Below are 11,578 nucleotides of genomic sequence, written 5' to 3' on the forward strand. Positions count from 1 at the left end.
AGCACCTGCATGCCGAATGCAGTGGGTCTTCCACCATCTCTTTAGAAGTTACGACAGAAATCTATCAGATATAGCCAATATCAGACTTCATTCTGTCTCAGGACACACTTTCGAGCTGCAAAAGTACGGCATTTTTTCGAGATAAACTAACAAAATCGTATAAATCTCTTGCCATCTTTGAGAAAATCAGCCCGATTTTTGCTCTTTATCAAAATAAATCGTATCTTTGCAAAGATTATGTAGCAAAGCAGAAATCAATATTATACTAAACAATAAACATTTGTAACTATGGAACAAATTAAAAACGATCAGCTCACCGTTGAAATTTCAGCGCACGGAGCAGAACTCAAGAGCATCAAGGATGCCAATGGTAACGAATATCTCTGGGATGGCGACAAGGAATTCTGGGGCGGACAGTCTCCTCTCCTCTTCCCTATCGTAGGCGGATTGTGGAAGGGCGTCTATCGCATCGGCGACAAGGAATACACCCTGCCACGTCACGGCTTTGGCAAACTCGTAGATTTCAAGCTCGTTGGCAAGACCGGCGATCGTCTTACCTTCGCCCTCATCGACAACGAGGAAACCTTCGAGAACTATCCATTCCACTTCAACCTCGCCGTTTCCTATCGCCTTGCCGGAAACGAACTCCACGTTATCTGGCACGTTGAGAATACCGACGACAAGGTAATCTACTTCCAGATTGGCGGTCACCCTGCATTCAAGGTACCAGGCTGCAAGAAGGGCGAAAAGCTGAAGGCTTTCCTCAAGCTCGACAACGAGGCTCCTACCCGTCTCTTCGCTACCATCGGAGGCTGCATTGACCCTAACGCCCGCGAGACCGTTCAGACCGACAACGGTATCCTGGAGGTAACAGACGAATCATTCGCCGATGATGCCTACATCTTCGACAAGAGCCAGGTGAAGCAGATTTCCCTGCTCAACGAGAAGGGCGATCCACACGTAACCGTAGAGTTCAAGACTCCTGCCGTAGGTGTCTGGAATCCGGGCAACCACGCTCCATTCGTCTGCATCGAACCTTGGTTCGGTACCTGCGACTGGGCAGAATACACCGGCGAATTCAAGGACAAGTACATGATGAACAGCCTGCAGCCAGGTGCCAGCTTCATGAGTGAATACATCATCAGAATCGAAAAATAATGGAAGAAAAAGATAATTTGCAGCTCCCCGAGAACGCATTTCGCGAACTCAAGGACGGGGAGGAATACAAGCCGCTGATGTCGCCAGACAAGGTTTATCCTGAGGTAAACGGATGGTCGGTGACCTGGGGTATCGTGATGGCCGTCATCTTCTCTGCCGCCGCAGCCTATCTGGGCTTGAAGGTGGGTCAGGTGTTCGAGGCAGCCATCCCTATCGCTATCATCGCCGTGGGCGTAAGTACCGCCACTAAGCGAAGCAAGGCGCTCGGCGAGAATGTCATCATCCAGAGCATCGGAGCCTGCTCGGGTGCCGTAGTGGCAGGAGCCATCTTCACCCTGCCAGCCATCTACATCCTGCAGGCTAAATATCCGGAAATGACTACTTCGTTTGTGAAAATCTTCATGGCTTCTGCCCTGGGAGGCGTATTGGGAATCCTGTTCCTGATTCCTTTCCGCAAGTACTTCGTAAGCGATATGCACGGCAAATATCCATTCCCTGAGGCAACAGCCACCACGCAGGTGCTAGTGAGCGGAGCCAAGGGAGGCGACCAGGCTAAGCCCCTGCTCATAGCCGGACTGGTGGGTGGTCTTTACGACTTCATCGTAGCCAGTCTGGGATGGTGGAACGAGAACTTCACTTCCCGTGTGGTAAGTCTGGGATGCGACCTTGCCGACAAGGCGAAGCTCGTGTTCAAGGTGAACACAGGTGCAGCCGTATTGGGATTGGGTTACATCATCGGATTGAAATACGCCTTCTTCACCTGCCTGGGTTCACTCGTAGTATGGTGGCTGATAGTGCCAGGCATGAGTGTTATCTTCCACGACAGCGTGCTCAGCGCCTGGGATCCTAGCATCGTGAAGACCGTGGGTGAGATGAGTCCGGAGGAAATCTTCCGTGCCTACGCCCGCAGCATTGGTATCGGCGGTATCGCCATGGCTGGTATCATCGGCATCATCAAGAGCTGGGGCATCATCAAGAGCGCCGTAGGACTTGCCGCCAAGGAACTGAAGGGCAAGAGCGATGTGGATGAGAACGTGAAGCGCACCCAGCGCGACATTTCTTTCAAGATTATCGCCATCGGTTCGCTCGTCACCATCCTCGTCACCTTCCTCTTCTTCTGGTTTGGTGTGATGGATGGCAATCTGCTCTTCGCCGTCATCGCCATCCTGCTGGTGGCAGCCATCGCCTTCCTCTTTACTACCGTGGCAGCCAATGCCATCGCCATCGTGGGTTCCAACCCTGTATCAGGAATGACCCTGATGACGCTCATCTTCGCCTCTGTGGTGATGGTGGCTGTAGGACTGAAGGGCCCAGGCGGAATGCTTGCAGCCCTGATTATGGGCGGTGTGGTTTGTACCGCTCTCTCTGTGGCAGGTTCGTTCATTACCGACCTGAAGATTGGTTACTGGCTGGGCACTACGCCTAAGAAGCAGGAGGGATGGAAATTCCTCGGCACCCTGGTGAGTGCGGCTACCGTGGGCGGCGTGATGATGCTGCTCAACGAGACCTACGGATTCGCTTCCGGATCTCTGGCAGCACCTCAGGCGAATGCGATGGCTGCGGTCATCGACCCGCTGATGAATGGTGTGGGTGCACCTTGGATTCTCTACGGCATCGGAGCCGTGATTGCCATCGTGCTCACTTACTTCAAAATTCCAGCCCTGGCCTTTGCCTGGGTATGTTTATTCCATTGGAGCTGAACGTTCCGCTGCTGGTAGGTGGCGCCATCAACTGGTATGTTACTTCACGCAGCAAGGATGCCAAGGTGAATGCGGAGCGTGGCGAGAAGGGTACGCTCATCGCCAGCGGTTTCATTGCCGGTGGAGCCTTGATGGGTGTGGTCAGCGCCCTGCTGAAGTTTGGCGGCGTAGAGGCCAGCATCGCAGACAGCTGGTGGGCTAACCCAATGTCTGAGGTCTGCTCGCTCATCGCCTACATCTGCCTGATAGGTTTCTTTATCAGAGCAACGAAGAAATAATCTGATTCTAAAAAATCTGATTTAAAGAATAACCTGATTAAAAAGAATAAAAACAAAAAGAGGGTGTGTCATAAGTCTATGGCGCACCCTCTTTTTTTAGTTTTTCAATGATTGAGTAGTTACCGTCTTAAAGTAACTAAAACAAGAAAGAATATAGTGCTGGTACAATAAATAACTTTACAGATTGAGCATAACGAAAAAATCTCTTAAGAGAAGCTGTCGTTTTCCTTAAGGAAAAATATATTTTCCCTTAAGGAAAAAAATAAAAACCCTTAAGGGAAAATTCTCCATCTCTTTTTTCCCCGTTTTTCGGGCGTTTCCGCCTGTTTTTCTCTTCCTTGAATATTATTTACACAGATATGAAGAGAAGATGGAGATGGATTCCAGGTATGGTTGCCTAATATTAAATGCCAGACCATCTTTTTCTAGATGCGTCCGGCATTTTTTCATCCATCTAATATCATTTTTCGAAAATTATCCGTATCTTTGCATTCGGAATTTTTAAATATAAAGAAAAATGAAAAAAGCAATATTCTCTTTGCTCCTCATGGCAGCATCTGTCATCGGAGCCAGCGCTCAGGGCAGCGCAACAACAGCCCAGAACCCACAGGATGTGGATGTACTCTATGCCAAGAACCTCCTGGCTGTAGGAACAGAGGCTCCAGCCTTTCCTGCTCTCAAGAAGGGAACATGGACGGTATTGGATTTCTGGGCTACCTGGTGTCCTGATTGCCGTAGAGAGATTCCTACCGTCAAGGAGATGTTCCAAAAGTATGGCACCCGTGCCAAGTTCATCGGTGTATCCATGGATACCGACAAGCAGAAGCTCGACAACTACACCCAGGCAAACGGCGTGGAATGGGAACAGTACAGCGAGTTCAAGAAGTGGAAGGAAACCCAGATTTCCAAGGATTACAAGATCTCATGGCTCCCTACCATGTATCTCATCAACCCAGAGGGCAAGGTAGTTTATACCACCGTACTCGCTGAGCGCATGGCAAAGAAGCTGGCAGAAATCTTCCCAGAGAAGTAAGAAAGAAAAATGGCAACCGAATTATTTCCGGTTGCCATTTTTTGAGATAACATAGCAAAATGCTATTTCTTCCTCAAACTTTCGCGGTATTTCAATGGCGACATGTGGAGATGCTCCCTCACATACTTGCCAAAGAAAGATGTGTTGGAGAAACCGAGAATGCCCGAAATCTCCTTGATGGTCTTCGAGGTGGAACGGAGAAAATAAGTGATGTCGGCAAGCGTGTATTCCGTAATCCACTCTATCGCCGTCTTGCCCGAATGGCGCTTGCAGATGATGGAGAGATACTTCGGAGTGATGCAGAGCTTGCGAGCGAAATTCTCCACCGGCTGATGCTTCACTTCCGCCTGCTGCAACAGCTCCAGAAACTGATCGAAAAGTTCGCTTGAACTGGAGTTCAACTCCTCCTTCGGCATATCCTCCAGCAGCATGTTGCTCACCGCCAGGAGCGCACTCTTCAAGAGCGTCTCCACAATTTCTCGGCGATAAGGCTTCCACGAAGTGCGATCGCTGAACGACGGATCCAGGCACAAACTCACCAGATCGGTGAACTTGGCATAGAATACCCTATCCACCTCGTTCATCTTCAACACAGACACCTTGCTCACATACATCGCCCGATTCCATACCGAAATATGAGAACGAAGGATATTCAGCATGCCGTGATTGCTCACACACATCGCCGTGCACGCAAAATCGCCCGACACCTCCACGATGTCGAGTGTAGAGTTGGGAGGACAGATAAAGATATCGCCCTTCTCTACCAAGAGGGTATTGCCATTATACATCAGCTTCAGACTGCCGCGCAAGCAAGATGCAATCATGTTCATCTGCAATCTTACGGGGTCGGGGTTCTGCAACACCTTGACATTGTCTATAATCAGGATGTCTTCATCGAGATAACTGGCAGTAATCTCTGCGCTCTGAGCAAATTCGCCATCCTCTACGCGCTGTTTAAAATCCTTCTGTTCCTGTTTTGCCATAATTCTTATTTAATATATCCACTCCGGAAACCGATGGTTTCTAGAATGCCTCACGATACTTGTTCTCGTCCTTGTCTTCGAGCATGGAAAGATAGCTCTGATAGCGGCTGGCAGCAATATAATGCTCCTCTACAGCCTTGATGACAGCACAGCCCGGTTCGTGGGTATGGGTGCAGTCGGAGAACTTACAGTTCTGCGAGAACTTGAAAATCTCCTTGAAATAGCTGGTGAGTTCCTCCTTCTCTATATCGAAGGTTCCGAAGCCCTTGATGCCCGGAGTATCAATGAGATAGCCCCCTTCCGGCAGTTCCAGCATCTCGCTGAAGGTGGTGGTATGCATTCCGCTGTTATGCGCCTCGCTGATTTCGGCGGTGCGCTGTCCGGCATCCGGAATGAGCTGGTTGATGAGGGTTGACTTGCCTACGCCACTGTTGCCGCTGAGCAGCGACTTCTTGTCACGGATGAGCGGACGCAATTCATCAACGCCCTCACCGGTAGCAGCCGAAATCTCTACACACTGGTAACCAATGGTCTCATAGAGGGTGCGCATCATTTTCTCGTAGCGCAGCTCTTCTTCGGTAAGAAGATCGCACTTGTTGAACACGATGATGACGGGCACTCTATATGCCTCGGCTCCAGCCAGAAATCGGTCGATGAAGGTGGTGGAAGTCTCTGGGTAATTCACGGTAACCACAAGCAGTGCCTGATCGAGATTAGCCGCAAGGATGTGACTCTGCTTGCTGAGGTTGGGTGATTTACGGATGATATAGTTCTGGCGGTCTTCGATGGAAGAGATGAACGCTGTGCCCTCCTGGTTGGTGATGAGCTGCACATAGTCGCCCACCGCCACAGGATTGGTGCTGCGGATGCCCTTTAATCGGAAATTGCCCTTGATTTTGCTTTCAATCAGCTGGCCATCGTCAGTCTTGACGGTGTACCAGCTGCCTGTATTCTTAATAACGAGTCCTCTCATTATCACATATTAATAATGTAAGTCTGAAAAACATGACGTCTTTCTAGACTGTCATGATTTCCTTTTCCTTCTCGTCCATCAAACCTTCGAGCTGCTTGATGTACTTGTCGTGAAGCTTCTGCAAATCGTTCTCTGCATCCTTCTCCAAGTCCTCTGAAAGACCATCCTTGATAGCCTTCTTCAGCTTTTCCTTGATTTCCTGACGCACATTGCGAACCTCAATCTTGGCACGCTCAGCAATCTTGTTGCACTGCTTAACCAGCTCCTTACGGCGCTCACCGGTAGGCTGAGGGATACCGAGACGTACAATCTCGCCATTGTTCTCTGGAGTAATACCCACACCGCTGTCCATGATAGCCTTCTCAATGTCCCTGATAGCCTTCTTGTCCCAAGGGCGGATGGCGATGGTGCGGGCATCAGGAGTGGTTACGGTAGCCACCTGATTCAATGGAACCATACTGCCATAGCTGTTAACACGCACGCCGTCGAGGATAGCCACGTTAGCACGACCTGCACGAACATGAGAGAGCTCTTCTGCGAGATACATTGCAGCCATCTCCATACGCTCTGCTGCTGAATTCAAAGTTTCTTTTACGTCGATCATAGTCTGTATATTTTTTGTTTATTATTTTATTAATTCCAATCGTTTCAGTTCTTCGCCCACATAGTTGGTGAGTTCCACAAACTGCTGGATGCTGAGCTGCTCAGGGCGCTTGGTCATCATGTCTGTGGTGTAGAAATCCTCACGTGGGGTTACACCCGGGAACATCTGCTTGAGGCTTACACGGAGCATCTTGCGGCGCTGGTTGAACACGGTCTTCACCAGTCGCTTGAAGAGTTTCTCATCACATCCCAGTTCGGTCACCTCGTTACGGGTCATGCGGATGACGGCACTCTTCACCTTTGGCGGTGGATTGAACACGCCCTCATCTACGGTGAAGAGATACTCCACATCATACCATGCCTGGATGAGTACGCTGAGGATGCCATACGCCTTGTTGCCCGGCTCGGAAGCCATACGCAAGGCCACCTCTCGCTGGATCATACCCGTGCAGCAAGGAATGAGGTCCTTGTAGTCGAGCATCTTGAAGAAGATCTGCGAAGAGATATCGTATGGATAGTTGCCCGTGAGCACGAACTGCTTTCCATCGAATATCTGGTTGAGATCCATCCTCAGGAAATCCTCTCCGATGATGTTATCCTTCAGCGTAGGGAAGTTCTCGTGGAGATATGCTACCGACTCAGAATCGATTTCCACCGCCTTTACCGAGCGAGGCTTCTCTACGAGATATTGGGTAAGAACGCCCATACCCGGTCCGATTTCAAGAACAGGTATATCAGGGCAGGCATCCACCGTGTCGGCGATGCGCTTGGCTATGTTGAGGTCAGTAAGGAAGTGCTGACCTAGATTTTTCTTTGGCTTTACAGCTTTCATACGTTCTATACAATATTGATATATTTATTTTGCAAAAATACGATTATTTTTCGAGAAATCACCCCTTGAATGCTTTTTTTTTCATCTTTTATATAAAAAAGGGGAAATAAAAAGGAGCCTAACCGTTTATTTATGCTAAAAATATGAGAAAGTAGTGCCATATAAGCGATAAAAGTGTTACCTTTGCAGCTATGATGGAAAAGAAAAAGATAGCAAACAATATTTGGCAGGTGGCACTCTCCTTGTTTCTAGGCGGTGCCATCCTCTATTGGATGTATCGCGGATTCGACTTCAAGCAGGTGGAGGAGGTACTACTCCACAAGATGAGCTGGACCTGGATGCTGCTGTCGTTCCCCTTCGGCATCTCGGCGCAGCTTTTCAGAGGATGGAGATGGAAGCAGGCGCTGGAACCCATCGGCGAGAAGGCGCGCAGCAGCGTAAGCATCAACTCCATATTCCTCTCGTATGCCCTGAGCCTCGTCATCCCCCGCTCGGGTGAATTTGCAAGATGTGCCGTACTGAAGAGATGGGACGGCGTTTCGTTTCCGAAAGCACTGGGCACCGTGGTGACTGAGAGAGCCATCGACTCGCTGCTCGTATTACTCATCGCAGGACTGGTGTTCCTGATGCAGATTCCCGTCTTCCTGAACTTCTTCGACAAGACGGGCACGAGCATGGACAGCATCCTGGGCAACTTTACAGCCACCGGATACCTGGTTACCGCCATCTGCGGCATCGCCGTACTCTTCCTGGCTCACATGCTGCTCAAGAAATTGGCTATATATAATAAGGTGAAAGCTACGCTGAGCGGACTCTGGCAGGGAGTAATCTCGCTGAAGGGCGTGAGAAACGTGCCGCTCTACATCGCCTTCACTCTGGGCATCTGGCTGAGCTACTTCCTGCACTATTATCTCACCTTCCAGTGCTTCGAATCTACGAGCCATCTCAATCTGATGTGCGGACTGGTGACCTTCATCGTAGGAAGCATAGCGGTAATCGTACCTACGCCCAACGGAGCGGGTCCATGGCATTTCGCCGTGAAGACGATGCTCATCCTCTATGGCATCCAGCAGAACGACGCCCTCTACTTCGTGCTCATCGTTCACTCCGTGCAGACCCTGCTCGTCATCCTGCTGGGCATCTACGGATGGATAGCACTAGCGTTTACGAAGAAGCATAACATTCAAAAACAAAAAGAACATTAACATTTTAAATAAAGATATTATGGCTGACATTAAGAATCTTAGTCCAGTGGAAATCTGGCGTAATTTCGACAAGTTGACACAAGTTCCACGTCCATCAGGACATTTGGAGAAAATTCAGGCTTATTTGCTCGACTGGGCAAAAGAAGCCGGCGTAGAGGCTTTCCAGGATGCTGCCGGAAACATCGTGATGCGCAAACCTGCTACTCCTGGCATGGAGAACCGCAAGGGCGTCATCCTCCAGGCTCACATGGACATGGTTCCTCAGAAGGCACCTGAGAGCAACCACGACTTCGAGAACGACCCTATCGAGACCATCATCGACGGTGACTGGGTGCGTGCCAACAAGACCACTCTGGGTAGCGACGACGGTCTGGGTGTAGCTACCATTATGGCTGTGATGGAAGCTAAGGACCTGCAGCACGGACCAGTAGAGGGTCTGATCACTGCTGATGAGGAGACAGGCATGTTTGGTGCCAACGGTCTTCCTGAGGGCGAGTTGAACGGTGACATTCTCCTGAACCTCGATACAGAGGTATGGGGTGAGTTCGTAATCGGCAGCGCTGGCGGTATCGACATTACTGCAACACTCGACTATAAGGAGGTTGAGACAGACAAGGAAGATGCAGCCGTGAAGGTTACCTTGAAGGGATTGAAGGGCGGTCACTCCGGCATCGAGATCAACGAAGGCAGAGCCAACGCCAACAAGTGCATGGTTCGCTTCGTACGCGAGGCCATCTCTGAGCTCGACGCACGTCTGGCTTCATGGCAGGGCGGCAACATGCGCAATGCCATCCCATTCCAGGCACAGGTAGTACTCACCCTGCCAAAGGAGAACGTAGAGGCACTGAACGACATGGTAGCCGACTGGAAGGACGAGATCTGCGATGAGTTCAACGGCATCGAAAACATCGAGAACATTGAATTCTTCACCGAGAACGTAGAGACTCCAGCTACAGAGGTTCCTGCAGAGATTCAGGACAACCTGGTAGATGCCATCTATGCCTGCCACGACGGCGTATTACGTATGGCTCCATCTATGCCAGGCATCGTAGAGACATCTTCTAACCTCGCCATCATCGAGATTGGCGGCGGCAAGGCTGCCATCAAGATTCTGACCCGTTCCAGCCACGAGTACTACAAGATGTATCTCGCTACCATGATGGAGAGCTGCTTCAACATGGCTGGCATGAAGGTAGAGTTCAGCGGTGCATACGGAGGCTGGAACCCTAACCCTAAGAGCGACATCCTGGAGCATGTACTGAAGGTTTACAAGGAGCAGAACGGCAAGGACGGCGTAGTGCAGGCTGTTCACGCAGGTTTGGAGTGCTCTATCATCCTGGGCAAGTATCCTCACCTCGATGTAGTTTCATTTGGTCCTACATTGCTCAGCCCTCACACAGCCAATGAGCGTTGCCAGATTAGCTGCGTGGCTCCTTTCTGGAACCTGATGAAGCAGCTCCTGGCTGAGATTCCTACTAAATAAAAAAAAAGAAATTACAAAATGATGAAAAAAAGAAAGCCGGGAAAGAAATTTCTCGGCTTTTTTGTTCCTTTTCTCAATAAAAATCATTACCTTTGCAGGCGATTTGGCAAGAACTGTAAAATCTGATAAGAACAGAATGCAGAAAAACTTGCAGATGTTTCATTAAATAACAACCAAAATGGACGATTATCACGCGGAGAACAATAACGAATTGTAAGGCGTGGAGATTCAGCAACCGTAAGCCCACAAGAAGGGTGCAACCCTATGCTCATCTCCATACCCAAACCTTTTATTATTTGGAGATTAGCAAACAATGAAGACTTTCTGGAATATCGATAAGAATCTGACTGCACTCAACGAGTGGCAGCCAAACTGTTGGGTACAGGTAACATGTCCAACCGACGAAGACCAGCGACTGCTGGAAGAAGAATTCAAGATTCCTGATTATTTCCTTTCGGATATCAGCGATACCGATGAGCGTGCCCGCTACGAATACGACGACGGCTGGATGCTCATTATTCTCCGTATCCCTTACGTCAAGGAAATACGCAGCCGCACACCATATACCACTGTGCCGCTAGGCATCATCCACAAGCGCGACGTAACCATTACCGTATGCTTCTACGAAACCAATATGATGATAGACTTCGTAAGCTACCAGCAGAAGCGCGGCGAAGGATTCACCGACTATGTGGATATGATCTTCCGACTCTTCCTCTCTTCTGCCGTATGGTATCTGAAACGACTCAAGCAGATCAATTCGCTCATCGAGAAGGCCAAGAGAAATCTGGACCACGGCGTGAACAACGAAAGCCTGATAGGCCTGAGCCGCCTGCAGGACTCCCTCACCTACTTCACCACTTCTATCCGAGGCAACGAAACCCTGCTCTCGAAACTGAAGTTCAAGCTGCAGGTGGATGAGCTGGATGCTGACCTGATCGAGGACGTAAACATCGAGATGACGCAGGCTAGGGAAACCACCAGTATCTACTCCGACATTCTGGAATCTACGATGGATACCTACTCGAGCATCATCAACAACAATATGAATACCACGATGCGTACCCTCACCAGTATCAGTATCGTCATGATGTTGCCAACGCTGATTTCATCCTTATTTGGTATGAACCTGATTAACGGCATGGAAGAGAGTCCTTACGGATTCGCCTTCGCCCTGGTACTCTCGTTCATCGTCTCAGGCTTAAGCTGGGGCTTCCTGAGATACAAACGACTGTTATAAATATTGGAACAATTATAGCTGGAAAATGCAGCCCTAAGGGCTTCTATTGTTATAAAAGTATAAAAAATCGAATATCTTGACTAGATATTC

The 11,578-nt window shown here is 49.5% G+C and carries 9 protein-coding genes and 1 pseudogene; 6 read left to right on the forward strand and 4 right to left on the reverse strand.

What is annotated here, in order from left to right:
* Positions 1-288 precede the first annotated feature (288 nt).
* The 3 genes and pseudogenes from DW830_RS11745 to DW830_RS11755 all read left to right on the forward strand — a co-directional run bounded on the left by DW830_RS11745 (position 289) and on the right by DW830_RS11755 (position 4,169).
* Positions 289-1,158 (forward strand): aldose 1-epimerase family protein, encoded by an 870-nt coding sequence (locus DW830_RS11745; RefSeq protein WP_119250044.1) that lies wholly within the window; start codon positions 289-291, stop codon positions 1,156-1,158.
* A 137-nt stretch (positions 1,159-1,295) separates the two neighbouring features.
* A pseudogene (locus tag DW830_RS11750) lies at positions 1,296-3,136 on the forward strand (OPT family oligopeptide transporter).
* 517 nt (positions 3,137-3,653) lie between these two features.
* A complete protein-coding gene (locus tag DW830_RS11755) occupies positions 3,654-4,169 on the forward strand; it encodes a TlpA family protein disulfide reductase (RefSeq protein WP_117661452.1) in 516 nt (171 codons plus the stop codon).
* A gap of 62 nt (positions 4,170-4,231) precedes the next feature.
* On the opposite strand, the gene DW830_RS11760 is transcribed toward DW830_RS11755, so the two are convergent.
* The 4 genes from DW830_RS11760 to rsmA are packed head-to-tail and all read right to left on the reverse strand — an operon-like array spanning position 4,232 to position 7,560.
* Positions 4,232-5,152 (reverse strand): helix-turn-helix domain-containing protein, encoded by a 921-nt coding sequence (locus DW830_RS11760; protein ID WP_119250045.1) that lies wholly within the window; start codon positions 5,150-5,152, stop codon positions 4,232-4,234.
* Positions 5,153-5,192: 40 nt separating this feature from the next.
* Positions 5,193-6,125 (reverse strand): ribosome small subunit-dependent GTPase A, encoded by a 933-nt coding sequence (gene rsgA / locus DW830_RS11765; RefSeq protein ID WP_089544857.1) that lies wholly within the window; start codon positions 6,123-6,125, stop codon positions 5,193-5,195.
* 43 nt (positions 6,126-6,168) lie between these two features.
* Positions 6,169-6,729, reverse strand: coding sequence for a ribosome recycling factor (gene frr, locus DW830_RS11770; RefSeq protein ID WP_119250046.1), 561 nt, complete (start codon positions 6,727-6,729; stop codon positions 6,169-6,171).
* 21 nt (positions 6,730-6,750) lie between these two features.
* On the reverse strand, positions 6,751-7,560 hold the full coding sequence (gene rsmA / locus DW830_RS11775; RefSeq protein WP_119250047.1) for a 16S rRNA (adenine(1518)-N(6)/adenine(1519)-N(6))-dimethyltransferase RsmA: 810 nt from the start codon (positions 7,558-7,560) through the stop codon (positions 6,751-6,753).
* A 194-nt stretch (positions 7,561-7,754) separates the two neighbouring features.
* Here rsmA and DW830_RS11780 point away from each other — a divergent pair, with 194 nt between their 5' ends.
* The 3 genes from DW830_RS11780 (at position 7,755) to DW830_RS11790 (ending at position 11,488) form a co-directional block, all read left to right on the forward strand.
* Complete coding sequence (locus DW830_RS11780) at positions 7,755-8,765, forward strand: lysylphosphatidylglycerol synthase transmembrane domain-containing protein (protein WP_119250054.1); 1,011 nt, start codon at positions 7,755-7,757, stop codon at positions 8,763-8,765.
* A gap of 19 nt (positions 8,766-8,784) precedes the next feature.
* Positions 8,785-10,248 carry an aminoacyl-histidine dipeptidase gene (locus tag DW830_RS11785; protein ID WP_119250048.1) on the forward strand — a complete coding sequence of 488 codons (1,464 nt, stop codon included), beginning with the start codon at positions 8,785-8,787 and terminating at the stop codon, positions 10,246-10,248.
* Between the two features lie 313 nt (positions 10,249-10,561).
* Positions 10,562-11,488, forward strand: coding sequence for a magnesium transporter CorA family protein (locus DW830_RS11790; protein ID WP_089544862.1), 927 nt, complete (start codon positions 10,562-10,564; stop codon positions 11,486-11,488).
* Positions 11,489-11,578: the final 90 nt, after the last annotated feature.

This window comes from Prevotella sp. AM34-19LB (assembly GCF_003468525.1).
In the GTDB taxonomy this organism is placed as follows: domain Bacteria; phylum Bacteroidota; class Bacteroidia; order Bacteroidales; family Bacteroidaceae; genus Prevotella.

What these genes read in the sequence shown, in the direction of transcription:
- rsmA (WP_119250047.1), bottom strand. Translation starts at nt 7,560, where the DNA reads ATGAAAGCTGTAAAGCCAAAGAAAAATCTAGGTCAGCACTTCCTTACT.
- DW830_RS11755 (WP_117661452.1), top strand. Translation starts at nt 3,654, where the DNA reads ATGAAAAAAGCAATATTCTCTTTGCTCCTCATGGCAGCATCTGTCATC.
- rsgA (WP_089544857.1), bottom strand. Translation starts at nt 6,125, where the DNA reads ATGAGAGGACTCGTTATTAAGAATACAGGCAGCTGGTACACCGTCAAG.
- DW830_RS11790 (WP_089544862.1), top strand. Translation starts at nt 10,562, where the DNA reads ATGAAGACTTTCTGGAATATCGATAAGAATCTGACTGCACTCAACGAG.
- frr (WP_119250046.1), bottom strand. Translation starts at nt 6,729, where the DNA reads ATGATCGACGTAAAAGAAACTTTGAATTCAGCAGCAGAGCGTATGGAG.
- DW830_RS11760 (WP_119250045.1), bottom strand. Translation starts at nt 5,152, where the DNA reads ATGGCAAAACAGGAACAGAAGGATTTTAAACAGCGCGTAGAGGATGGC.
- DW830_RS11780 (WP_119250054.1), top strand. Translation starts at nt 7,755, where the DNA reads ATGGAAAAGAAAAAGATAGCAAACAATATTTGGCAGGTGGCACTCTCC.
- DW830_RS11785 (WP_119250048.1), top strand. Translation starts at nt 8,785, where the DNA reads ATGGCTGACATTAAGAATCTTAGTCCAGTGGAAATCTGGCGTAATTTC.
- DW830_RS11745 (WP_119250044.1), top strand. Translation starts at nt 289, where the DNA reads ATGGAACAAATTAAAAACGATCAGCTCACCGTTGAAATTTCAGCGCAC.